This is a genomic window from Mesorhizobium yinganensis (assembly GCF_040081985.1).
Lineage (GTDB): Bacteria > Pseudomonadota > Alphaproteobacteria > Rhizobiales > Rhizobiaceae > Kumtagia > Kumtagia yinganensis.
Genome location: NZ_JBEBMH010000003.1, coordinates 348,966 through 373,578, shown reverse-complemented (window position 1 = coordinate 373,578; position 24,613 = coordinate 348,966). Strand labels below are relative to the sequence as shown.

The 24,613-nt window shown below is 64.4% G+C and carries 19 protein-coding genes, 1 other RNA gene and 1 pseudogene; 14 read left to right on the top strand and 7 right to left on the bottom strand.

The features are described from left to right. The first annotated feature begins 120 nt into the window (after positions 1 to 120). The 6 genes and pseudogenes from pheS to ABMA59_RS08845 all read left to right on the top strand — a co-directional run. A complete protein-coding gene (gene pheS, locus ABMA59_RS08870; protein WP_349004974.1) occupies positions 121 to 1,218 on the top strand; it encodes a phenylalanine--tRNA ligase subunit alpha in 1,098 nt (365 codons plus the stop codon). Positions 1,219 to 1,221: 3 nt separating this feature from the next. Beyond that, the gene (locus ABMA59_RS08865; RefSeq protein ID WP_349004973.1) at positions 1,222 to 1,458 is read left to right on the top strand and encodes a DUF4160 domain-containing protein; all 237 of its coding nucleotides are present in this window, start codon (positions 1,222 to 1,224) and stop codon (positions 1,456 to 1,458) included. Beyond that, the gene (locus ABMA59_RS08860; protein ID WP_349004972.1) at positions 1,439 to 1,717 is read left to right on the top strand and encodes a DUF2442 domain-containing protein; all 279 of its coding nucleotides are present in this window, start codon (positions 1,439 to 1,441) and stop codon (positions 1,715 to 1,717) included. Before ABMA59_RS08865 ends, ABMA59_RS08860 begins: the two co-directional genes overlap by 20 nt. Positions 1,718 to 1,735: 18 nt before the next feature. After that, entirely contained in the window at positions 1,736 to 2,155 is a 420-nt protein-coding gene (locus tag ABMA59_RS08855) for a GFA family protein (protein ID WP_349004971.1), read from the top strand. Beyond that, the gene (gene pheT, locus ABMA59_RS08850) at positions 2,155 to 4,563 is read left to right on the top strand and encodes a phenylalanine--tRNA ligase subunit beta (protein ID WP_349004970.1); all 2,409 of its coding nucleotides are present in this window, start codon (positions 2,155 to 2,157) and stop codon (positions 4,561 to 4,563) included. Before ABMA59_RS08855 ends, pheT begins: the two co-directional genes overlap by 1 nt. 42 nt (positions 4,564 to 4,605) lie before the next feature. Next, a pseudogene (locus ABMA59_RS08845) lies at positions 4,606 to 4,755 on the top strand (IS630 family transposase); the annotation flags it as partial. Positions 4,756 to 4,782: 27 nt separating this feature from the next. Here the strand turns inward: ABMA59_RS08845 and ABMA59_RS08840 are convergent. Then, a complete protein-coding gene (locus tag ABMA59_RS08840) occupies positions 4,783 to 5,283 on the bottom strand; it encodes an MmcB family DNA repair protein (protein WP_349004969.1) in 501 nt (166 codons plus the stop codon). 278 nt (positions 5,284 to 5,561) lie between these two features. Between ABMA59_RS08840 and ABMA59_RS08835 the strand changes: the two genes are divergently transcribed. Continuing rightward, complete coding sequence (locus ABMA59_RS08835) at positions 5,562 to 6,185, top strand: L,D-transpeptidase (RefSeq protein ID WP_349004968.1); 624 nt, start codon at positions 5,562 to 5,564, stop codon at positions 6,183 to 6,185. 115 nt (positions 6,186 to 6,300) lie between these two features. Here the strand turns inward: ABMA59_RS08835 and ABMA59_RS08830 are convergent, their stop codons facing one another. The 4 genes from ABMA59_RS08830 to ffs all read right to left on the bottom strand — a co-directional run bounded on the left by ABMA59_RS08830 (position 6,301) and on the right by ffs (position 10,063). After that, positions 6,301 to 7,404 carry a cell wall hydrolase gene (locus tag ABMA59_RS08830; protein ID WP_349004967.1) on the bottom strand — a complete coding sequence of 368 codons (1,104 nt, stop codon included), beginning with the start codon at positions 7,402 to 7,404 and terminating at the stop codon, positions 6,301 to 6,303. A gap of 266 nt (positions 7,405 to 7,670) precedes the next feature. Further along, on the bottom strand, positions 7,671 to 7,994 hold the full coding sequence (locus tag ABMA59_RS08825) for a YbaB/EbfC family nucleoid-associated protein (protein WP_349004966.1): 324 nt from the start codon (positions 7,992 to 7,994) through the stop codon (positions 7,671 to 7,673). 13 nt (positions 7,995 to 8,007) lie between these two features. Further along, a complete protein-coding gene (locus ABMA59_RS08820) occupies positions 8,008 to 9,855 on the bottom strand; it encodes a DNA polymerase III subunit gamma/tau (RefSeq protein WP_349004965.1) in 1,848 nt (615 codons plus the stop codon). Between the two features lie 111 nt (positions 9,856 to 9,966). Then, positions 9,967 to 10,063: signal recognition particle sRNA small type (ffs, locus tag ABMA59_RS08815), an RNA gene on the bottom strand. A 138-nt stretch (positions 10,064 to 10,201) separates the two neighbouring features. Here ffs and ABMA59_RS08810 point away from each other — a divergent pair. From ABMA59_RS08810 to ABMA59_RS08780, 7 genes are all read left to right on the top strand, one after another. Continuing rightward, positions 10,202 to 10,585, top strand: coding sequence for a DUF2750 domain-containing protein (locus ABMA59_RS08810; protein ID WP_349004964.1), 384 nt, complete (start codon positions 10,202 to 10,204; stop codon positions 10,583 to 10,585). Positions 10,586 to 10,799: 214 nt separating this feature from the next. Then, complete coding sequence (locus tag ABMA59_RS08805) at positions 10,800 to 13,607, top strand: [protein-PII] uridylyltransferase (RefSeq protein WP_349004963.1); 2,808 nt, start codon at positions 10,800 to 10,802, stop codon at positions 13,605 to 13,607. Between the two features lie 160 nt (positions 13,608 to 13,767). Continuing rightward, a complete protein-coding gene (gene murJ / locus ABMA59_RS08800) occupies positions 13,768 to 15,351 on the top strand; it encodes a murein biosynthesis integral membrane protein MurJ (RefSeq protein ID WP_349004962.1) in 1,584 nt (527 codons plus the stop codon). Between the two features lie 128 nt (positions 15,352 to 15,479). After that, on the top strand, positions 15,480 to 16,418 hold the full coding sequence (locus tag ABMA59_RS08795) for a hypothetical protein (protein WP_349004961.1): 939 nt from the start codon (positions 15,480 to 15,482) through the stop codon (positions 16,416 to 16,418). 68 nt (positions 16,419 to 16,486) lie between these two features. Next, positions 16,487 to 17,233, top strand: coding sequence for a hypothetical protein (locus tag ABMA59_RS08790; RefSeq protein WP_349004960.1), 747 nt, complete (start codon positions 16,487 to 16,489; stop codon positions 17,231 to 17,233). A gap of 139 nt (positions 17,234 to 17,372) precedes the next feature. Beyond that, entirely contained in the window at positions 17,373 to 18,440 is a 1,068-nt protein-coding gene (gene trpS, locus ABMA59_RS08785) for a tryptophan--tRNA ligase (RefSeq protein WP_349004959.1), read from the top strand. A gap of 178 nt (positions 18,441 to 18,618) precedes the next feature. Then, positions 18,619 to 19,110, top strand: coding sequence for a universal stress protein (locus ABMA59_RS08780; RefSeq protein WP_349004958.1), 492 nt, complete (start codon positions 18,619 to 18,621; stop codon positions 19,108 to 19,110). A gap of 188 nt (positions 19,111 to 19,298) precedes the next feature. Here the strand turns inward: ABMA59_RS08780 and ABMA59_RS08775 are convergent, their stop codons facing one another. After that, positions 19,299 to 19,991 (bottom strand): response regulator, encoded by a 693-nt coding sequence (locus ABMA59_RS08775; protein ID WP_349004957.1) that lies wholly within the window; start codon positions 19,989 to 19,991, stop codon positions 19,299 to 19,301. Then, positions 19,988 to 24,340 (bottom strand): PAS domain S-box protein, encoded by a 4,353-nt coding sequence (locus ABMA59_RS08770; RefSeq protein ID WP_349004956.1) that lies wholly within the window; start codon positions 24,338 to 24,340, stop codon positions 19,988 to 19,990. Before ABMA59_RS08770 ends, ABMA59_RS08775 begins: the two co-directional genes overlap by 4 nt. Between the last annotated feature and the right edge of the window lie 273 nt (positions 24,341 to 24,613).

The following is a 24,613-nucleotide window of genomic DNA, read 5'->3' as shown; positions in this document are numbered from 1 at the left end:
CTTCCCAAGCTTTCGAAATTCTGATTTGGGAAACCCGCGCTGGCAGGGCTGGCGCGGGTTTTTCTTTTGCCCGGCTTTCACTTCCAACGTGAAAATCAACTTTGAACCGTGAGTTTGACCGTGAACGTCGCAGCTTCGAACATTGAAACGCTGGAAAGCGCCCTGCTTGCCGACATCGCCGCGGCTTCCGACGAACAGGCGATCGAGGCCGTGCGCGTCGCCGCCCTCGGCAAGAAAGGCTCGATCTCCGAGCGCATGAAGACGCTGGGCGCGATGAGCCCGGAGGAGCGCCAGTCGATGGGACCGGCGCTCAACGGCCTGAAGAACCGCGTCACCGACGCGCTCGCCGCCCGCAAGGCCGAGCTCAGGGACGTGGCGATCGCCGCCCGCCTCGCCGCTGAAAAGGTCGACGTGACGCTCCCCGTCCGCCAGTCGCCGGCCGAGCGCGGCCGCATCCATCCGATCAGCCAGGTCATCGACGAGATCACCGCAATCTTCGCCGACATGGGCTTTTCGGTCGCCGAAGGTCCGGACATCGAGACCGACCATTACAATTTCACGGCGCTCAATTTCCCCGTCGGCCATCCCGCCCGCGAGATGCACGACACCTTCTTCCTGCCGCCGGATGCCAATGGCGAACGAAAGGTGCTGCGCACCCACACCTCGCCCGTGCAGATCCGCACCATGGAAGCGCAAAAACCGCCGATCCGCATCGTCATTCCCGGAAAAACCTACCGGCAGGACAGCGATGCCACTCACTCGCCGATGTTCCATCAGGTCGAGGGCTTGGTGATCGACAAGTCAGCCAATGTCGCCAACATGAAGTGGGTACTGGAAGAGTTCTGTAAGGCGTTCTTCGAGGTGCCGCAGGTCAAGATGCGCTTCCGCCCTTCCTTCTTCCCCTTCACCGAGCCGTCGCTGGAAGTCGACATCCAGTGCGACCGTTCGCGGCCGGGCGAGGTCCGCTTCGGCGAGGGCAGCGACTGGATGGAGATTCTGGGCTGCGGCATGGTGCATCCCAACGTTCTGCGCCATGGCGGGCTCGATCCCGACGAATACCAGGGTTTCGCCTGGGGCATGGGCATCGACCGCATCGCCATGCTGAAATATGGCATGCCGGACCTGCGCGCCTTCTTCGACGCCGACGTGCGCTGGCTGTCGCATTACGGGTTCAGGCCGCTCGACCTGCCGACATTGTTCGGAGGGTTGAGCAGCTAGACGATGCCGACGTTGCTGGTCTGGCAGGGTCACAAGTTTCGCTTCTATGCGCTCGACATTGACGAGCCGCCGCACGTCCATGTCGTCAAGGATGGCAAGTCTTTGAAGGTATGGCTGCAAAGCTTGGAGGTTGCGCAGAACAGAGGTTACAATGACCGGGAAGTCGGACGGCTGCTCGAGGTCGTTGGCGAGCACCGGGATGATTGGATAGGTGCCTGGAATGACTTCTTTGGCCTTTGAGACTGACGAAATGCGACCGGTCAAGGCGTGGTGCACGGGTGATGAAGTGCATGTCAGCCTTGCCGATGGCCGCTCCATCGCCACGCCCCTTTGGTGGTATCCGTTCCTGGGCGCGTTGAACGAGGCCGAGCTCAATCGCATCGAACTGATGTACGAGGGAATCTGGTGGCCCGCCGTGGATGAAGGCATTTCAGTCAAGAGCATGTTTCTGGGCAGGAAGGCGGATGGCGCGGTGCCGCCGTCGGTCGCAGCCGAATAAGCTGGTTTCGAAAAAACCATGTCCGACGCAAGCAATCACGCCGGCGGTTGCCGCTGTGGCGCGGTGCGGTTCGAGGCGAGAGCCGAGCCGCACCATGTCAGCTATTGCCATTGCGACGACTGCCGGCATGCGTCCGGCGCGCCGGTCGCGGCCTTTGTCGGCTTCATGGCGAACGAGGTGACCATGCACGGCGAGGCCGCCCGTTTCAGCAACGGCCCGGTCGCCCGCAGCTTCTGCGGCACTTGCGGCGCGCCGATCGCCTACACGGACGCCCGCATCGGCGACCGCATCTATTTCATGCTCGGTGCGATGGACCAGCCCGCGCTCTACCACCCGACCCACCATTCCTACGTGCGCTCGCAACTGCCTTTCGTCCACATGCCGGACGGCCTGCCGCGCCACGACAGAAGCAGCGTTCAAAGACCGGACGGAACATAATGAAACTCACCCTCTCCTGGCTGAAAGACCATCTCGACACCGACGCCTCTCTCGAAGAGATCGTCGCGCGGCTGACCTCGATCGGGCTCGAAGTCGAGTCGGTCGACGACAAGGCCGGCCTGAAACCCTTCGTGATCGCCAAGGTGCTCACGGCGGAAAAGCACCCGGACGCCGACAAGCTGCGCGTGTTGATGGTCGACACCGGCGATGGCAAGGCTCCGGTGCAGGTGGTCTGCGGCGCGCCCAACGCGCGCGCCGGCCTGGTCGGCGCCTTCGCCGCGCCGGGCGCCTATATCCCCGGCACCGGCATCACGCTTGGCGTCGGCAAGATCAGGGGCGTCGAGAGTCGCGGCATGATGTGCTCGGAACGCGAGCTCGAACTTTCCGACGCACATGATGGCATCATCGAACTGCCCGCCGACGCGCCGGTCGGAACACCCTACGCGCATTGGGCAAAACTCGACGACCCGGTCATCGAGATCAACCTGACGCCCAACCATCCCGACGCCACCGGCGTGCACGGCATCGCCCGCGACCTCGCCGCCAGCGGCCTCGGCCGGCTGAAGGACGCTCCAATCGAGCCCGTCGCCGGCGAAGGCGGCTGCCCCGTAAAACTGACCATCGAAGCGTCGGACCTCTGCCCCGGCTTCGCGCTCCGCCTCGTGCGCGGTGTCAACAACGGCCCCTCGCCGAAATGGCTGCAGCAGCGCCTGATTGCTATCGGCCTGCGCCCCATCAACGCGCTGGTCGACATCACCAACTATCTGACCTTCGACCGTGGCCGGCCGCTACACGTGTTCGACGCGAAGAAGGTCGCCGGCAATCTCGTCGTCCGCCGTGCGGCCGAGGGCGAGATGGTGCTGGCCCTGGACGGACGGCCTTACACGCTTACTCCCGACATGTGCGTCATCGCCGACGGCAAGGGCGTGGAATCGATCGCCGGCATCATGGGCGGCGAGCATTCCGGCTGCGATGAAAACACCACCGACGTGCTGATCGAATCCGCGCTCTGGGCGCCGCTGAACATCGCGCGCACCGGCCGCACGCTGGGCATCATCACCGACGCGCGCTACCGCTTCGAGCGCGGCGTCGATCCGGAATTCATGGTTCCCGGCCTTGAACTGGCGACGAAGATGGTTCTCGACCTCTGCGGCGGCACGCCGACCGAGGCGGAAATCGTCGGCTATGCCGGCCACACGCCGAAAACCGTCTCCTTCCCCGTCTTGGAGGTGAAGCGCCTGACCGGGCTCGACGTGCCGAAAGCGGAGAGCCTCGACATCCTCACCCGCCTTGGCTTTTCCGTGAAAGGAGACGGCGATGTCGTCGACGTGGCCGTCCCATCCTGGCGGCCGGATGTCGACGGCAAGGCCGATCTGGTCGAAGAAGTCATGCGCATGCACGGCGTCGATGAAATCAGGCCGCAGCCGATGGCGAACCACGAGGCCGTGAACGGAAAAATCCTGACGACGCTGCAGATCCGCAGCCGCGCGGCCAAACGCGCGCTCGCCGTGCGCGGCATGATGGAGGCCGTCACCTGGTCGTTCATCCCGCAAAAGCACGCCGAGGTTTTTGGCGGCGGCAAGCCCGAGCTGAAGCTGGTGAACCCGATCGCCGCCGACATGTCGGACATGCGGCCCTCCCTGCTGCCCGGCCTGATCGCCGCCGCCCAGCGCAATGCCGACCGGGGCTTTGGCGACGTCGCTTTGTTCGAAGTGTCGGGCACCTATGAGGGCGACACGCCGTCGGATCAGCGCCGCGTCGCCGCCGGTATCAGGCGCGGCACGGCAAAGCTCGACGGCGCGGGCCGCAACTGGTCCGGCAACGCGCAGCCGGTCGGCGTCTTCGACGCCAAGGCCGACGCCATCGCAGCCCTTGAGGCCTGCGGCGCGCCGGTCGACAAGCTGCAGGTCGAGGCCGGCGCACCGGGCTGGTATCACCCCGGCCGATCGGGCTTGATAAAACTCGGTCCGAAAACTGTGCTCGGCACGTTCGGCGAGTTCCATCCGAAGACGCTGGAAACGCTCGACGTGTCCGGTCCGCTCTGCGGCTTCGAGGTGTTCGTCGACGCCATACCGGAACCGAAGGCCAAGCCAACCCGCACAAAACCGAAGCTGGAGCTTTCCGCCTTCCAGGCGGTGAAGCGCGATTTCGCCTTCGTCGTCGACCGTGGCGTCGAAGCCGGCACGATCGTCCGTGCGGCGAGCGCCGCCGACAAGAAACTGATCACCGGCGTCTCGGTCTTTGACATTTTCGAAGGTGCGGCATTGGGCGAGGGCAAGAAATCGATAGCGATCGAGGTCGCCATCCAGCCGGCCGAGCGCACGCTCACCGACGAGGATTTCGAGGCGCTGGCCGGTCGCATCGTCGACAATGTCAGGAAGCAGACCGGCGGTGTCCTGCGAGGGTGATTTGCAGTAAAGGCGGGGAGTCGGCCTCTCCGCCTCCAGCTACCCTACGACTCCGACTTCAATCCGATACAAAACGCATTTGCCAGGCTCAAGGCCCTGCTGCGTGCCAAGGCCGAACCAACGATCAGCGCGCCCTGGGATGTGGTCGGCGCCGCCATCGATCTCTTCACCCCGGCCGAATGCCGGATATGACCCGGATGGGACAGGGCAGGCTCTGACCTACTCGCTCTCGCCCTCCAGCGCTGGCACGGCGACGCCGGCGAGTTCAGCGGCGAGCAGGCGGGCCGCACCCGCCCGGGCGATGCGCAGCATCAATGCCTTGCGCGTTGCCGCCGCCAGCCGGTGCTCGGGGGCGTCGCGAAGTATCTCGGCGCCGTAGCCGTCCGATAGGATGAAGCCGCAGTCCTCGGGGAAAATCGCCGCAGGCACGTCCGGGTGTGTGGCGAAGAAGAAGCGGTCGGAGTGCAGGCGGTATTCCGGCCATTTGCGGTCGACCCGAAAATCCTCGACCGAGGATTTGATCTCGATGATCCAGATGTCACCCTGCCGGGTCAGCGCGACGAGGTCGGCGCGGCGGCCGGTGGCCAGCGAAATCTCCGGCAGGACATGCGCCCCCATCTCCATCAGCAGGCGCTGCACGCCGCGCCTAACCCGCAGCGCCCGTTCGGACTGACGTCCGTCGATCAGCGGATTCTGAGGCAGGGGCGAGATGATCGGCATGGCTAATAGTACAAAACCGGAACGATGCCGCAAGGGGGTGACCGAAAGCGTTGCGATTGTGACGCCGTGAATGTGCGAAAGGCCAACAACGCCCCAAAAACTCACGGAAGCGTGAAGTATTGTTGCAAAAATACCATATCAGGCCGCAGACCTGCGCGTTGCTGCGGCATCCCAGCCACACGGTGCTTGGCAGCCATGCACAAAGCTTCCTAGTAGAAGTTGTCGAACACGCCGCCGAATCAGGCGGGGATCGTCACCAAGGGAGCAACGATCTCTTCATGCGGTTAAAGACCCTTACGGTGCTGGCGGGCTTGGCCCTGTCGACTGCGCTGACAGGCTGCAGCTCGATCGGTTCCTTCGAGATGTTTTCCGTCGCGGACTACAGTGCCCGCACCGATGCCGGCTACAGCGTGCCGGCGATCCCGATCTACAAGGTGCCGGCAAAATACCGCCGGCAGATTGTCCGCTACCCGACAGACGAGGCGCCGGGCACGATCATCATCGATACGGGCGCAAAGTATCTATATTTCGTGCTTCCGGACGGGCGCGCCGTGCGTTACGGCATCGGGGTCGGGCGCGAGGGTTTTGAGTGGAAGGGCACGTCGCGCGTCGCGCTGAAGCGCGAATGGCCGGTGTGGACACCGCCTTCCGAGATGATCCGCCGCCAGCCCGAACTCGCGAAATGGCGCGGCGGCATGCCCGGCGGGCCGGGCAACGCACTCGGCGCGCGCGCGCTCTACCTCTACAACAAGGGCGGCGACACCGGATACCGGCTGCACGGCACGCCGGAATGGTGGTCAATCGGCAAGGCGATGTCGTCGGGCTGCGTGCGCATGCTCAATCAGGACGTCATCGACCTCTACAACCGGGCCGACGTCGGCGCCAAGGTCATCGTCGAATAGAGAATTCTTACGCGAACCGTCTCGGCAACAAGGACGTCGCAAGCAGAAAACCGGGCTTTTGGCCCGGTTTTTTGATATTGGGTGATAACACGTCAGGCGAAGCAGTCCTGCCGAATCAGTTAAAACCCATCACCGGCCGGTCCTGGCTGAAGATCATGGCTCCGATAGCGTCGGCATCGCCGGGATCGACATCATAGGACACGGCTGTCGCGGTCGCCGGTTCGGGTATTGGCGCGGGCTGCGAGGCGGCAAGCGCCGGAGCGCCGGTCGTCCAGCCGTCGGCGCGCGCCGCCTCGGCGACTTTCCGTTCAGAAGTCGGCACGGCATCCGTCACCGCGGGCAGCACCGGGTCGGCGGGAGCCGGCGCATTAGGGAATGGTGCCGCCGCATTTGTCCCTGCCGAAGGGGAGGGCCCGTCGATCGCCATGGCTACGACCGTCGGTTCCGCTTGCGGCGTGGCAGCCGGCAGCGCGGGCGTTTCCGCGGGCTGCATCGCGACGGCGACCGGTTCGGCGGCGGGCGCTGGCGTCGTGGCCGGCCGCGGCGCCACACGGGCCACGGCAACCTGCGCGTCGCCGCCGCGCGAACTCATCATCGCAGTGGAGCGTTCACTCACCGATGTCCGCGCTGTCGTCACCGGCTTGACATTGGCCTGGGCGACCATGATCACCGGCTGGGCTTTTTCCGGCGGCAGCACGACGGGGTCGCCATTGCGGTTGCGCTTCTCGTAGAAGGCGTTGCCGCCGGCAACCACGGTGTAGTGCATGTTTTTGTAGGGGAATTTCAGCCCGGCCGTGTGGAAGAACATGGAGTTCTTCACCTTCGGATGCCGCTCGCCCTTCAGCACCGCGTCGGCGGCGGCCTCGACATCCGGCAGGGCCTTGGAGTTCATCTTGCGGGTCATCACGCCTGGCGCGAACTGGCGCGGCTGGCCGACCACCTCGCAGATGGTGTCGCCATATTTGCCGGAGCGCACCCGGTTCATCACGACGGTGCCGACGGCGACCAACCCGTCGCGGCTGGAGCGATTGCTCTCGAAGAACATCGCCCGCATCAGGCATTCCTTGTCTCGGGCGGAGTAGCCGTGCGAACCGCCCGGCATCACCATCGATCTCATGCCACCGGCGAAATCGGAAGTCTGGCTGCAGGCGGAAACCAGCAGGGGGAGAATTACGGCCGTAACTATGGCCGATGCGCGCCGCAGCGCACTCACTGACATGCCCTCATAATCGCTCCGGCGGCTGTGTGTGCTTGTAACAACACTGTGAAACTTTCGGGCGAAATGATGACTTTTGCGTTTCCAAATCGTGATCGGCAAGCCGGAACGGTCTCGCCAGACGCTCGTGAACGTCAGCTTTCCTTTTCTATTTCAACAATTTAAATAAAGTTAACCACAAAGGCCGGAAAACCGTCGCATCCGGTTCCGGGCAAGCGAGATGTTGATTTTCTGCACGAATCGGGCCGGATCGGGGGCCGATTAAAGCCTCAGAAGGGCAGCTTGAAGCCGGGAGGCAGCGGCAGGCCGGCGGTCAGCGCCGCGGTCTTGTCCTTCATCGCCGCCTCGACCTTGGCCTTGGCGTCGTTGTGGGCGGCGAGAATCAGGTCTTCGAGAATCTCGACCTCGTCCTCCTTGAACAGCGACGGGTCGATCTTCAGCGATTTCATCTCGAACTTGCCGGTGATGGTCACCTGAACGAGCCCGCCGCCGGCCTGGCCGGTGGATTCCATCTCGGCGATCTCGTCCTGCATGGCCTGGAATTTGGCCTGCATCTCCTTCGCCTTGCCCATCAGGCCGAGCAGATCCTTCATGATGGAAATCCTTTCAGTTCTCGTCGTCTTCGACCGTCGGGTCGGGGGAAATGTCCGCGTCGCCGCCGGTGTCCGGCAGTTCCTGGGCGTTGGGAATGCGCACGTCGATGACCTTGGCGCCGGGAAAGCGCGCCAGTATCGCTGCGACCGCCGGCTCCTGGCTGGCGTCCAAAAAAGCCGTCTCGCGCCGCGCCGCCTCTTCCTCGGCCAGCGTTTTACCGCCTTCCTCGCGCGACAGCGACACCAGCCAGTGGCGGTTCGTCCAGCTTTTCAGCTTGGTGCTGAGGTCGTTGAGCAAGGTCTTCGGCGCATCCGCCGTCAGCGCCACGTCGAGCCGGCCGGGCTCGATGCGCACCGGACGCACGCAGCGCTTCAGCAGCACCTTGAGGGTCATGTCGCGGTTGGCGTCGGCGAGCGCGGCGATATCGGCCAGCGAGCGCACGGGGACGGCGTCGGCGACCGGCTCCTGCCACGCCTCCGGGGAGGCTTCCATCTGGGCCGAGGGCGCCGGCTGCTGCGGCGTGTCCTCGCGCACGACCAGCCGGGCGACGGGACCGCCGGCCGCTGCCATGCGCGGCTGCGGCATCGCGGCAGCGGCGACCGGCGCGGCCGCCCGCGCCATGGCAGGTCCGCCGGAGGGGGCGGACGGACGCGGTCCTCCGCCATTGCCGGCGGAAGGCGCTGCGCCGTCCAAAAGCTTCATCGCCTCGTCCAGCGTCGGCAGGTCGGCGGCATGCGCCAGCCGGATCAGCACCATTTCGGCGGCGGCGACGGGCCGGTTCGACGACTGCACCTCCGGAATACCCTTCAGCAGCATCTGCCATGCACGCGACAGCACCTTGACCGACAGCGCCTCGGCGAAGGCGGCTCCGCGCTTGCGCTCGTCCTCGCTCAGCGAGGCGTCCTGCGCGGCAGTGGGCACGAAACGCAGCCGCGTGACGAAATGCGTGAACTCGGCAAGATCGGTCAGCACCGTCGCCGGGTCGGCGCCGGTGTCGTATTGGGCGCGGAACTCGGCGAGGGCGGAAGCCATGTCGCCCTTCATCACCTGCTCGAACAGGTCGATGACACGCGCCCGGTCGGCCAGCCCCAGCATGCCGCGCACCGTCTCGGCCGTGACCGCGCCGGCGCTGTGGGCGATCGCCTGGTCGAAGATCGACAGCGAATCGCGCACCGAGCCTTCCGCCGCCCGCGCGATCATGGCGAGTGCCGCGTCCTCGACCTCGATCGTCTCAAGCTGGGCGATTTTTCCAAGATGCGCGACCAGCGTCTCCGCGCCGACGCGGCGCAGGTCAAAACGCTGGCAGCGCGACAGCACCGTGATCGGCACCTTGCGGATCTCGGTGGTGGCGAAGATGAATTTGACGTGCGGCGGCGGCTCCTCCAGCGTCTTCAGCAGGCCGTTGAAGGCCTGCGTGGAGAGCATGTGCACCTCGTCGATGATGTAGACCTTGTAGCGGGCCGAGACAGGCGCGTAGCGCACCTGCTCGATGATCTCGCGGATGTCGTCGATGCCGGTGTGGGAGGCGGCGTCCATCTCGATCACGTCGACATGCCGGCCTTCCATGATCGCCTGGCAGTGCTGGCCGGGGATGGTGAGGTCGACAGAGGGCTGGTCGACGCTGTCGGTCTTGTAGTTCAGGGCACGGGCGAGGATGCGGGCGGTGGTGGTCTTGCCGACGCCGCGCACGCCGGTCAGCATCCACGCCTGCGCGATGCGGCCTGATGAAAATGCGTTGGTGAGCGTGCGCACCATCGGCTCCTGGCCGATCAGCGCCGAAAAGTCGGCGGGACGGTATTTTCGCGCCAGCACGCGATAGGCGGCGGCTTTTCCCGTCTGCTCTGGTCCGGCGTCGCTCATGCGTTGCTCGGTCTCCGCTGGCCGCTCGGGCCATTTCGATCAGCGCGAGTTTCGCCCGCGCGACATCGCTCCGTCAACGCCGTGACGGCAGAAGCCGAAGTTTTAAGGAAGGCGGGAGGCTGGAACAATGACCCGTTCCGGGCTCGTTAGGGCTGCTTCCTTCCGGACCTGACCCGGTTGGCGAGTGGATCGTCCACCACCAACCTCCCATGGCTCATATCGGGGATTTGGGGGGAGAATGCAAGGGTGGCAATAATTATCACCAAGTCGCCCGGCTCTTGCCAGAGATGAGCACGGACGGTTGGATGCAGGGCAAACGAGGCGTAACCTGTTGTCAGGCGAAGCGATGAACCAGAAAAAAATCCAGGCCATAATGTCTCTGCCTGCGCCGGAGAGATATTCTCATTTCATCAAGGTGGCGGCGGACAGGCGTCTGGTCTGGGGGCTTTGGTCCGACGGATGGGCTCTTCACCAGACCGATGACGACGGCACCATCGTTTTCCCGATCTGGCCGGAGAAAGTCTACGCCGAGCTTTGCGCGACCGATGAATGGTCGCATTTCGAAGCAAGCGAAATCGATCTCGACGATCTCCTCGACGAACTTATTCCCCGACTGCGGGATGACGGCAAGTTCGTTACAGTGTTCTCCGTGCCGGGTATCGGCGGTATCGTGCCGGCGCTCGATGTCTTGGAAGAAGACCTGCGCAACGAATTGAGCAGGATCGAATAGCTCCTAGAAATCGCGATCGATCGAGAGCCGGTTTGCTGGAAGAATGGCAACGGATGGATCGGTGCCGTTTTCCCATCTACAGGGGATATGCGGCGCTTGGAGGCCTCGCATTCGCCCGCTTTCTTCAGCCTCTCGCAATGCTTTCGGGCCATACCCACCTCTGCCAAAACAGTTTATACACCGCCGCGACCGCCGCGAGAAACCACGCCGCCCGATGACGAAAGTGCCCCTGAAGCTGGAAGAGCTGGTCGACGCCACCCAGCTTCGCCATGATCTGACCGCGCTGACCGCGCCCTCTTCGGGCGACGGCTCGACGGCTGCGGTGCGCACGCTGGTGCTGTCGGCGCTCAAGGACCGCATCGCCGCCGGAAAACGCCTCGCCGAGCGCCTGCTGAGGGAGGACGGCAGCGGCACGGCCTGCGCGCAGCGGCTGTCGCACCTGATGGACGAGGTGATCCGCGTCCTCTACGATTTCGCCGCCACCCACGTCTATCGCGCCAAGAATCCGTCCTCGGCCGAGCGCATGGCGATCGTCGCGGTCGGCGGCTACGGACGCGGCACGCTGGCGCCGGGGTCCGACATCGACCTCTTGTTCCTGCTCCCCTACAAGCAGACGCCGTGGGGCGAGCAGATCGTCGAATACATGCTCTACATGCTGTGGGACCTCGGCCTTAAGGTCGGCCATGCCACCCGCAACATCGACGACTGCGTGCGCCTGTCGCGCTCCGACACGACGATCCGCACAGCCATCCTCGAGGCGCGCTTCGTCTGGGGCGAGCAGGCGCTGTTCGACGAGCTGCTTTCGCGCTTCGACCGTGAGGTCGTGAAGGACACCGGGCCCGAATATGTGCAGGCGAAACTCGGCGAGCGCGACGACCGCCACGCCAAGGCCGGCGAAAGCCGCTACCTGGTCGAGCCCAACATCAAGGACGGCAAGGGCGGGTTGCGCGACCTGCAGACGCTGTTCTGGATCGCCAAGTATTTTTATCGCGTCCGTTCCGGCGAGGAACTGGTGAAGGCCGGGGTGTTCACCCGCGCCGAATACAACCAGTTCCTGAAGTGCGAGGATTTTTTGTGGGCGGTGCGCTGCCACATGCATTTCCTCACCGGCAAGGCCGAGGAACGGCTGCATTTCGACATACAGCGCGATATCGCCGAACGGCTCGGCTACACCAGCCATCCCGGCATGTCGGCCGTCGAGCGCTTCATGAAGCACTACTTCCTGATCGCCAAGGACGTCGGCGACCTGACCCGCATCTTCTGCGCCGCACTTGAGGAGGAGCAGGCCAAGCACGTGCCGGGCTTCAACCGCATCTTCCAGAGCTTTTCGCGGCGCAAGCGCAAGCTCGCCGGCACCGGCGACTTCATCGTCGACAACCACCGCATCAACGTAGCCGACCCGGATGTTTTCACGCGCGACCCCGTCAATCTGCTGCGCCTGTTCTGGTTCGCCGACCGCCACGGGCTGGAATACCACCCCGATGCACTGAAGCTTTTGCGCCGCTCGCTCGACCTCGTCGGAAAAGGGCTGCGCCGCGACCCCGAGGCCAACCGCATCTTCCTCGACATATTGACCTCGGACCGCAATCCGGAGCTGAACCTTCGGCGGATGAACGAGGCCGGCCTGCTTGGCAAGCTGATCCCGGAATTCGGCCGCATCGTCGCGATGATGCAGTTCTCCATGTATCATCACTATACGGTCGACGAGCACCTGCTGCGTTGCATCGGCGTGCTGTCCGAGATCGAGCGTGGCGACGGCGAAAAACTGCATCCGCTGTCGCACAAGCTGATGCCGGGCCTGATCGGGCAGCGCGAGGTGCTCTATGTCGCGGTGCTCCTGCACGACATCGCCAAGGGCCGTCCCGAGGATCATTCCGAAGCGGGCGCAAAAATTGCGCGGCGCATCTGCCCGCATATGGGTCTGTCGCCGGAAGACTCTGCGACGGTCGCCTGGCTGGTTGAAAACCATCTGCTGATGTCGATGACAGCGCAGACGCGCGATCTCAACGACCGCAAGACCATCAGCGACTTCGCCGACGTGGTGCAGTCGGTCGAGCGGCTGAAGCTGCTGCTTATCCTCACCATCTGCGACATACGCGGTGTCGGCCCCGGCGTGTGGAACGGCTGGAAGGGGCAGTTGCTGCGCACCCTCTATTACGAGACCGAATTGCTGCTCACCGGCGGCTTCTCCGAAGTCTCGCGCTCGCTGCGGGCGCAGACAGCGCGCGACCGGCTGGCTGAAGCGCTCTCGGGCTGGCCGGAAAAGGCTCGCGCAAAGCTGGTCAAGCTGCATTACGAGAACTACCTGCTCGCCGTCGCCCTTGACGATCAGATACGGCATGCCGAATTCATCCGCGCCGCCGACCAGTCCGGCAAGAAGCTCGCCACCATGGTCAAGACCCACGGCTTCGAGGCGGTGACGGAGATCACCGTTCTCGCCCAGGACCATCCGCGCCTGCTGTCGGTGATTGCCGGCGCCTGTGCGGCGGCCGGCGCCAACATCGTCGACGCGCAGATCTTCACCACATCCGACGGACGGGCGCTCGACACCATCCTGATTTCGCGCGAGTTCGACCGCGACGAGGACGAGCAGCGTCGGGCGGAACGTGTCGGCGGGCTGATCGAGGACGTTCTGTCGGGAAAAAGCTGGCTGCCGGAGATCATCGCCAAGCGCGCCAAACCGAAGCGTGGATCGAAGGCGTTCCGCATCGAGCCGCGCGTCGACATCCGCAACACGCTGTCGAACCGGCTTTCCGTCATCGAGGTCTCGTGTCTCGACCGGCCGGGTCTGCTTTCGGAGATCACCGGCACGCTGTCGGACCTGTCGCTCGACATCGCGTCGGCCCACATCACCACCTTCGGCGAGAAGGTGATCGACACGTTTTACGTCAGCGACCTGACCGGCGCGAAGATCGAGAATCCGATGAAACTCCAGGCGATCCGCACGGCGCTGGCGGCCACGCTGGAGGGCAAGCCGGCCAAAGCAGCCGCCAAGGCGGATGAGCGGGCCGCGGCGGAATGAGGAGCGGTAGCGCCGACGCCCTCTCCCCCCTTGCGGGGGAGATGTCGCCGAAGGCGACAGAGGGGGTAACCTCAGAAGGCACCGCCAGTAAGTCGAGCACTGCCGCAACGACTCCACCCGGCCGCTTCGCGGCCACGCTCCCCTCAAGGGGGAGGGGAAAATGAGCCTGGTCAAAAAATTCGCCACCGTCGCCTCCGGCACGCTGATGAGCCGGATGCTGGGTTTTGCGCGCGAGATGCTGATGGCGGCCGCTCTCGGCACCGGGCCGATCGCCGACGCCTTCAATGCCGCCTTCCAGTTTCCCAACACCTTTCGCCGGCTGTTTGCCGAGGGTGCGTTCAACGCCGCCTTCGTGCCGCTGTTCGCCAAGGAGATCGAGGCCGGCGGCATAGACGGCGCGAAGCGCCTTTCGGAAGAAGTGTTCGGCGTGCTGTTCACCACGCTGGTGGCCCTGACCATCCTGATGGAACTGGCGATGCCGCTTCTTGTGTCGACCGTGGTGGCGCCCGGCTTTTCCGACAATCCGGAAAAACACGACCTCACGGTCGCGCTGGCGACCATCATGTTCCCGTATCTCATGTGCATGTCGCTGGCGGCGATGATGGCCGGCATGCTGAATTCGCTGCGCCGCTATTTCGCGGCGGCCGTCGCCCCTGTCTTCCTCAACATCATCCTGATCGGCGTGCTCGGCTATGCCTGGCATGAGGGCATGAGCGGGCTGGACATAGGCTATGCGCTCGCATGGGGCGTGCTGGCCGCCGGGCTCGTGCAACTCGCGATCGTCTGGGTCGCCGTGCGTCACGCCGGCGTGTCGATCGGCTTCCGCCGTCCGCATTTCACGCCGAATGTCAAGCGCCTGCTGGTGCTGGCCTTCCCGGCGGCTATCACCGGCGGCATCACCCAGATCAACCAGCTGATCGGCACGGCGATCGCTTCGGGCAAGGAAAGCGCCGTCTCCTCGCTCGCCTACGCCGACCGCGTCTACCAACTGCCGCTGGGCGTAGTCGGCATCGCGGTGGCGATCGTGCTCCTGCCGGAACTCGCGCGCGCGCTCAAGGCGGGAAACCTTCAGGAAGCGTCCAACCTGCAGAACCGCTCTGTCGAATTCACGCTGTTCCTGACGCTGCCGGCCGCAGCCGCGCTGCTGGTCGTCTCCGAGCCGATCGTGCGCCTGCTCTACGAACGCGGCGCCTTCGCCGCCACCAACGGCACGCCGACAGTCTCGGCCATACTCGCCATATTCGGCCTCGGCCTGCCGGCCTTCGTGCTGATCAAGGCGTTCACGCCGGGCTATTTCGCCCGCGAGGACACACGTACGCCGATGATCTTTGCCGCGATCTCGGTGGCGGTGAACGTCGCCGTGGCGCTGACGCTGTTCCCGTCGATGGGCGGCGCCGGCATAGCCACCGCCTCGGCCATAGCCGGCTGGATCAATGCCGCGCTGCTGCTCGGCGTGCTGGTGCGGCGGGGCCATTGGGGCCGCGACGCAGGCCTGCTGAAACGCATCCCGCGCCTGATCGTCGCCTCGGCGGTGATGGCGGGCGCGCTCTACTTTGCCGCGCGTTGGTTCTCCGGCAGCCTCGGTCCCGGCTCGCCCTTCTACGAACAGGCCGTGGTGCTCGGCTGCATGGTGGCCGGTGCGATGGCGCTTTATTTCGTCACCGTCTTCGCCATCGGTGGCGCCGATATCGGCATGATCAAGCGCAGCATCAAGCGGAAAGAGTTGCCGTCGGAGAAGGTATAGAATTATTAGCGATATGCTTGGCTTGGGCGGTTGCGCCGTTCACCAAGACTTGTCGTCTTCGATATGCGTTCTTGCGGAATTTTTTGAACGGGACTAGCCTTCCGCCAATTCTGACAGCGGTGAGCGCCATGGCAGACGATCCGGGTAGCGGAACGGTCAAGCCTGCCGATGGGGTGGATGGAACAATCCAGCCTGTCAACGACAGTGGCGATTCGGCAAATACGACGAAGGGCGAAAAGTCATCCGGAACGGATTCGCCCAACATAGAAGTGTTGCTTGACCGATTGCTGAAGCAAAGGGAAGCCGCAGCCGCCAATACCAAGGACATCTGGTATTTCCTGTCGAGCGGGTTCTTTTTCATGCTCGTGGGGGCATCGGCCTTGCTTGCGGCGTTCCTGACCATGGGCACCACGCATGCCTCTTTCACTTTCGTGCTGGTGGTGGTTGGCGTCGCCATCCTGCTCTACGGGACCGGCACCCAGGGCGCCGGCAATTTCGAGACCACCGCCGGTGAGATGAAATACAAGATCGGCGTCGCCGGTGGCGCCGGTATACTGGCCTTCGCCGTCGGAATAGGCATCGTTGAAAAGTCGGCCGATATCCGCGACGCTTTCCAGATCGAGAAAAAATACGCCCGGCTGATCTTCCGCGACCAGGGCGATGGCATAGGCAGGCTGACGGACTACGTCCCCGAAATATCCGTAAATGGCGTGCCGGTTCCGTCCCTGCGCTATGGCGAATCCATTGTCGCGCTCATACCGTTCCTTGCCAGTCCGGGCGATCAGAACATCCAGATATCGGCCAATTTTTATTATTCCGGCTCGGAGCAAGCCCGCAACAAGCTGCTGTCGCAAAAGGTCGTGTGGCGAGAGAGTCTGCCGCTCGGCGCCGGCCAGATCACCACCGACGACGCCGGTTTCGATTTTCCAAGGTTGAGGAAGGAAGTGACGGTGAAACTCGTCACCGACATGATCGCCGCCGACATAGACAACCGCCAACGCGAGGCGGCCGGCGCCGACGGCCCCCAGGAAAGTATCCCGGCGCCTTTCACCCCAATCGCCGAATGAGATCCGCTTTGAATATCAGGCAGTCGTTTTTCGGGTTCATTTGCGCCCTCATATTGGCGACACTCACCTTGCCGGCCTCCGCCCAGCAATGCGACGATTTCAACCAGCCCATCACCAGCAAGGGCTCGGCGGAGCAGATGTTGCAGCCGTTCAGCAACGACCTGCTTGTCAGCGAGTTCGCAACGTCCTGCCTGGTCTCCATACTCACCGCGCTCAAGCCGCGAATTGTCGTCGGCGTCGGCTGGGCTGATGAAGATGTCGCACGTCTTATCCAGGCGACGGGTGCGCTGCGTTCCATCCTGGCCAACGGAGGACCGTCGGCGATACGCATCTCCCGCAGCAACGATAATCTCGACTCGATCTCCACGCTCGTCACTGCCGCGCGCGGAAACAACCAGACGGCGCGTGTAAACTCCGCAATCGTGCTGGCCGATGTCATCGACAACTCCGGCCTCTGCGTGGTCATCGACCACCTGTACGACCCAGACCTCGGTGAGACCAATGACGGCAAGAGCGGCCGCGTGAATCTCCTGAGCATCGCCTCCGTCGTGGCTCCCTGGGCTTACCGCGAGAATTTCGAGAATTTGGGCCGGCTTCGCGACTACATCGGACCCAAACTTCAACAAGACAACGATGCGAAACGGGCGATGGTTCTCTACACAAATCTGGTCGACCGCATGAACTACCAGAACGACATCCGCAACCCGAACATGAAGCAGGACCTGCCGTCCTCGATGCGCGAATGCTACAGCTATGTGCCGGTCTGGGCCAACAAGACCGAGAGGCGGCTGACCTACGACGCCCCGCCCGGTTGATGCCGATACCGGCGGTTCGATCTGCCCGACCGCATCCACGCAAAATTCGACTTGTGCGCCTCCGGCGCTTCCGCCATAAGCCCCTCGCGATTTTCGCCGCGTGCGAAACGGCCCTCCACAAGCCACGAGGATTTTTGAAATGACCGCCTTCAAGCCGCTCGTCTTCTCGGGCGTCCAGCCAACCGGCAATCTGCATCTCGGCAACTACCTCGGCGCGATCAAGAAGTTCGTCGCCTTGCAGGATACGTCCGACTGCATCTATTGCGTCGTCGACCTGCATTCGCTGACGGCCCAGCTCGTCCATGCCGACCTCAAGGACCAGACGCGCCAGATCACCGCCGCGTTCCTCGCCTCCGGCATCGATCCGAAAAAACACATCGTCTTCAACCAGAGCCGCGTCATGCAGCACGCCGAGCTCGCCTGGATATTCAACTGCGTCGCCCGCATCGGCTGGATGAACCGCATGACGCAGTTCAAGGACAAGGCCGGCAAGGACCGCGAGAACGCCTCGCTCGGCCTGCTCGCCTATCCCAGCCTGATGGCGGCGGATATCCTGGTCTACCGCGCCACCCATGTGCCGGTCGGCGAGGACCAGAAGCAGCATCTGGAACTGACCCGCGACATCGCCCAGAAGTTCAACAACGACTTTTCCTCGCGCATCGCCGACCTTGGCGTCGGCGTCGAGATGCAGGTCGGCGAGGAGACGGTGAACGGCTTCTTCCCGATCACCGAGCCCGTCATCGGCGGTCCCGCCGCGCGCATCATGAGCCTGCGCGACGGCTCGAAGAAGATGTCGAAGTCGGACCCGTCCGACCTGTCGCGCATCAACCTGACCGACGACGCGGACATCATCTCCAAGAAGATCAAGAAGGCGAAGACCGACCCCGAGGCGCTGCCGAGCGAGACGGACGGGCTTGCCAGCCGGCCGGAGGCGGAAAACCTTGTCGGCATCTATGCCGGCCTGGCGGAGGTCGGCAAGGATGCCGTGCTGCGGGAGTTCGGCGGCCAGCAGTTCTCCGTCTTCAAGCCGGCGCTTGCCGATCTGGCGGTTGAGAAACTGGCCCCGATCGCCTCCGAGATGCGCCGCATCTCAGCCGACCATGCCTATGTCGACAGCGTGCTGCGCGACGGCGGCGAGCGGGCGGGCAAGCTCGCCGAGACGACGATGAAAACGGTGCGCGACATCATCGGGCTTTTGCAGGACTGAGGAAATCCGCGGACAGTTTACCGAATTTCCGTTTGGGCGGAGGCTGGACGGGCCGGCGCCGGCATGGGGATTCGGTAAACTGTCCCCAGGTTTTCGCCCTATCGCTGCCGCTTGCGGCCCGCCCGCGCGGGTGGCAGATTGCGGCCGACCGACCTGGGCCTCGTTGAGGGAGTAGCTGATGGTCTCCAAACGTCTGAGCCGGGAAGCCGGCCACCGGCGAAAGTTCCTCGCCGTCGTCGACGAGACGCCGGAATGCGAGCGCGCCGTCGCCTATGCCTCGATGCGCGCCAAGTCGACCGGCGGCAGCGTCGTGCTGCTCTATGTCATCGAGCCGGGCGATTTCCAGCACTGGCTCGGCGTCGAGAAGATCATGCGCGAGGAAGCGGAAGCAGCCGCCCAGGCCGCGCTCGACATGCACGCCACCAAGGTCCGTACCAGGCTCGGCATAGAGCCGGAACTCGTGGTGCGGGAGGGCAAGCCGACCGAGCAGATCCACCAGCTCATCGAAGACGACCAGGACATCGCCATCCTGGTTCTGGCCGCCGGCGCGTCCAAGGAGGGCCCGGGCCCGCTGGTCGCATCGATCGCCGGCAAGAACGCGGCCTTCCCGATCCCGGTCACGGTCGTGCCGCAGAACCTTTCGGATGAGGAAATCGCCAGCCTGGCGTGAATAGGCCAGCGGCATGGCGCAGGCCTTCACGCCACCCGGATCACACAGCCCTCTGTCGGCCCTGAGCACGCATTCCCGACAGGAATGGCGCGATTGCCTGCTCGGCCTCCGCTCAGGCCGCCATCGATCTTGCTCGACCTTCCCGAATTCGGTGGCGCGACCGGCTGGCAGACAGCGTGTCGACCCGGCTATCCCGGCTCGTAGACGTAACCCTCGCCCCTGACCGTTACCAGGACCTTGGGCTGATCGGGGTCGATCTCGATCTTCTTGCGCAGCCGCGTGATGCGGATGTCGATGCTGCGGTCGCCCGGCTCGAGATCGCGGTTGTGGGCGAGCATGCTGAGCCGTTCCCGCGACAGGATCTGCCGGGGGTGGCGCAGGAACACCGAGATCAGCTCGTATTCCATCGCCGTCAGCGGAACATCCGCTCCCTCGCGCGTTACGACGCGGCGCTCGACCGTATGAAGGACGCAGCGGCCGAGCTGCACACGGTCCTGAGGGTCCTGCTCGTCGGTTGCCAGGCGCCTGAGGATGCTGCGCACCCGGGCTAGCAACTCGCGCGGTTCGAACGGTTTCGGCATGTAGTCGTCGACACCGGCGGCAAGACCCTCCAGCCTGTGTTCGAGATCGCCAACCGCCGTCAGCATCAGGATGCCGGCGCGGCTGCGCGCCACGATCTCGCGGGCGAGGTCGTAGCCGCTCTCGCCGACAAGGTTGACGTCGAGGATCACGAGATCGGGCGGCTGGCGGCCAAATTGCGCGCGCATGCCCTCCCCGCCGGCCACGGCGGTAACTTCGAAACCATGGGTGGTGAGATAATCGCTCACCAGGTCGCGCAGTGACGCTTCGTCGTCCACGACAAGGATGCGCTGTTTCCTCATGCTTTTACCGCCATCATTGCTGTCAGTTTTTCCGAGACGATCTTGCGAAACACCTGCGGATCGATCGGTTTCTCGATCACCGGCGCGCCGGTGTCGGTGATGAACCGGTCGATCTCCGGCGCCAGCGTGTCGCCGGTGATGAACAGGACGCGCTCGACGAGGTTTTCCGACATCTCGCCGAGCGCCCGGTACAATCCCGGTCCGTCGAGCCCTGGCATGCGGATGTCGCTGATCACCAGGTCCACCCCGCCCTGGCGGACGGCGGCCAGCGCCGCCTCGGCATTGTCCGCCACGTCGGCGCGATGCCCGTCGTTGCGCAAGGTCTCCGCGATCATGGACGCGATGTCGGCCTCGTCGTCGACCACCAGCACGCGAGCGTTGCGGACAGGCGGCACGGCGTCGTCCGCGCGCGCAGCCGCCGCGTTGGCGTTCCTTCTTCCTGCAGGCAGGAAAACCGTGAAGCGCGCGCCCTCGCCAGGCGACGACTGGACCGAAATCGTGCCTTCATGCGCGGCAACGATCGCCTGGCAGACCGACAGGCCGACGCCTGTGCCGACGCCGGCCGGCTTCGTCGTGTAGAAGGGCTCGAAGATGCGCTTGGCCACCTCCGCGCCCATGCCGGGGCCATTGTCGGCCACGACGATCTCCACGCCGCCTGCCTCCGGGCGGGCGGTGATGGTGAGCCGGCGCGGTGCGGGCACCGCCAGCAGCGCCTGCTGTGCGTTGACGACCAGGTTGGTGAAGACTTGCGGCAACTGGTCGGCGTCGCCGGAAACGGGAGGCAAGTCCGCTTCGATCCGCGTCGACACCTCCACGCCGGCGGTCCGCAATCCATAGGCGGTGAGTTCCAGCGACGCCGCGATGGTTTCGCCGATATCGACGGCGGAGCGGCTCGGCGGTTTCTTGCGCGCCATCGCCAGAAAAGTCCGCACGATGCGCGAGCAGCGTTCCGCCGCCTCGTGGATCTTGTCGGCGCGCGTGGCGATCGTCTGGTCAGTAGCGAATTCCTTGAGCATCGAGGAATAGCCGATGACGACGGAGAGCGGATTGTTGAGTTCGTGGGCCACGCCGGCGAGCAGCGAGCCCAGCGCCGACAGTTTTTCGCTCTGATGCAGATTCTCGCGCTGGCGGGCGATCTCAGCTTCAGCCCGGCGCTGTTCGGTAATGTCGGTGACGGCGGCGAACATGGCGACCCGGCCCGCATGCTGGATGCGGCGCGCCGAGATCAGCACGTCGAGCGTTTCGCCAGCGGGCGTCCGCATCGCCGCCTCGAAGGCGTCGACCGCGCCCTCCTCGGCCAGCAGCCGCGCGATCTCCTTGCGGCGCGACGGATCGTGCCAGGACCTGAGCGCGACTGCGCCGCGCTGCCCGACCTCCAGCCCCAGCAAATGACGCGCCAGTTCATTGGCGAACAACACCTCCGGTTCGTCGAGCACGGTGATGATGATCGGCAACGGCACGCCCTCGGCGATGGCGCGGAAACGCGCGGCGCTCTCGGCGATCTCCGCCTCGGCCCTCTTCTGCTCGGTGAGGTCGCGCAGATAGGCGATGAAGATCGGGTTGTTGCCGAGTTCGCTGCGCACGATCACGATCTCGATGGGGAATTCGTGCCCGTCTGCATGCAGCGCGGTGACCTCGATGGTCTTGCCGATGATCGACGTCTGTCCGGTTTCGAGATGGCGGGCAAAGCCTGTCCGGTGCCTTTCGCGGCTGTGCGCGGGCACGATCAGCTCCGCGATGGGTTGGCCGAGCACATCGGCGCTGCGATAGCCGAAAATGCGCTCCGCGGCCGGGTTGAACTCCAGAACCCGCCCCTCGCGATCGATGCTGACATAACCGTCGAGCGCCGCCTCCAGCACCGTGCGCCGCAGTCTTTCCGCTTCCTCCCGCGCCTGTTCGGCTTTGACCCGTTCGGTGATGTCGCGGCCGACCGACTGCACCTCGATGAGCCTGCCGCCGGCGTCGAAGATGCCGCGATCGGTCCAGGCGGACCACGATGTGCCCCGCAACATCTGGTGGTTTTTCAGCTCGATGCTGGCGACCGGATTGTCAGGCGTCAGGCGGGCAATGTGGGCGGCGAAGCGCTGCCGCTCGTCGCGCGGAAGCTGATCCAGGTCGCAATAGTCGGGATCGAGCATCTGCTCGCGTGTCATGTTGCAATAGCGGCAATAGGCTTCGTTGACGAAGGTCAGGTAGCCGTCCGGCGTCATCCGCAGCACGAACTCGGTCTGCGCCTCGACGACGCTTCGATAGCGTTCCTCGCTCGCTTCCAGGGCGTCGAGTGCCCGCTTCTCCTCCGTGATGTCGCGGCCGACCGCCTGCGTCTCGATCAGCCTGCCCGACTCGTCGAAGAATCCCCGGTCGGTCCAGGATTCCCATTTGACCGCACCGTCGCTGCCGACATTGCGCAGTTCGATGGTCCCGGTCGGGTTGTCGGGCGTAAGCTTGGCCAGATAGGCCCGCAGGCGTTGCCGTTCATCGTCGGGCAGCCGGTCGAAATCGCACCAGTCCGGGTCGAGCAGCTCTTCGCGTGTCATGTTGCTGCTACGGCAATAGGCTTCATTGACGAAGGTGAGGCTGCCGTCCGGCCTTTGCCGCACGACCAGTTCGGTCTGGGTTTCGATCACGCTTCGGTAGCGCTCCTCGCTTGCGGCAAGCGCTTCGGCAGTCTGCTTCTGCTCGGTGACGTCACGCCCGACACTCTGGATTTCCACGAGTTTTCCGTCATCGTCGAAGATGCCGCTGTCGGTCCAGTGGGTATGAAGAACGCGCCCGTCGGGTGCCGTGCTTCGGATCTCGGTCTGCGAAATCGGATCGTCGGGGGTCAGGGTGACCAGCAGTGCCTCGTAGGCTTTGCGGTCCTCCGGCGACAACACGATGAAATCCGTCAGGCGCATGCCGAGCAGCTCTTCCCGCTGCCTGCCGATCCGACGGCAATAGGCCTCGTTGACGAAACTGATCATCCCCAAAGGATCGACACGCAGAATGAACTCGGACTGCGTCTCGACCACGTTGCGATAGCGTTCCTCGCTGGTGGCCAGTCTGCTCATGGCCGTGCGGTTCTCGCTGAAGATGCGCGTTACAAGCTCGGCCCAGGGACGCCACATCTCCGGCAGGTCGTTGCCGCGCCGATCGCCGCCGGCGCTCTCGGCGGCGAGATGGTCGACCAGAGCCATCGCCGGCCGCACGAACTGCCGGCGCAGCAGTTGATGCGCGGCGATCAGGGTGGCGATGAGGGCAAGCAGGATGACGGCATAAGGCATCAGGCGGGCGAAGAGAATGCCGTTCAGCTCGCCATCCGAAACCACATAGACCAGCGACCACGGCGTGCCGGCGAGGGGAGCCGAGAAGATATTCTGTCCGGCGATGTGCTTTTGGCCAGGTGACAGGGTCGCCAGGAATTGTGGGTCATCCGCCTCGAGCCCGGAAGGCGCTATGTCCGACAGACGGCGGGTATCTCCGGCCGCGAACGGTGTTCGTGCGCGGTCGGCAACCAGTTCGCCGTTGGGATTGACGATCCACAATTGCCCGGCCGTCAGCGGTATGCGCGCAAGCGTTTCGTCGAGGAAGCTGAGCAGGAGGTCGGTGCCGACCACGCCGGTAAAGCCGCGCTCGCCGGAGACGGGGGCCGTGTGCGAGACCATCCAGCCCGCACCTGCCGCGTCAAGATAGACCGGCGACCAATAGGGCAGCCCGTCATTGTTCCTTGCCGGGGTGACGCCCGCGAAGACGTCGTAGGTCAGGTAGGAATCGACCATATCTGCCACGGATTTGTGGCCGAGGCCGCCTACCAGCTCCTCCTGCGACACGAAGGGGAACATGGTGATGAAAGCGCCCGAGGCGGAAAAATAGTAGCTCCACCGCAAGTAGGGCGTGACCTGATGCGTCAGCCGCATCGGTTCGAACAAGGCCAGTGCCATGTCGAGTTCGCGCGGCCGCGCGCGCTCCAGCCGGCTCGGCACGGCCAACACGTTTCCGCTTCTCGTCTCGAACGGCGTGGCTCGTATCCCATCCAGCGTGATCGCATCGGCTACGGTCTCTCCCGACGGAGCCCTTGGCGTCGCCAGCAGGCCCGACAACTGGGCGCTGCCTGCATCCAGCCGCCCGGAAAGGATGTCCTCCGCCTGCGTCTTCAACTGGCTCACATGATCCAGCGCTTCCTTGACCACGCCGTCGACCACCAGTCTGGCCTCGGTGAGGTCGGAGGCGAATGCCTCGAGCTGATCGCTCCGCTGATTTTGCGACTGATAATAGGCGAGGGCGCCGATGATCAGCACCAGCGGCAGCGCGCAGGCCGCCACCACGGCGGCATAACGGCGCGACAGCTTCGGATATGAAGACGACGACATTGCCCCCATCCTGGTCGCCAGCCCGACAGTCCCGACGGCGTCGAGCGGCCGATCAACGGCAGGGGACGATTGCGTCCGCGAACTGTCAAGTCTTGTCGGCGGAACAACGTCCATTGCGAGGGCCAATTCCGGTCAGTCGGAGATAGAGCAAGGCCGGCTTGTGTTTCAGCAGGATGTCAATTTCCCTCCGTCTGTAACAATCATGCCGGCGGTGTCTCGGTTGTGCCGGATCGCCCAAGAAACTATGACTAGGCAGAGGTGCTACCGGGGGCG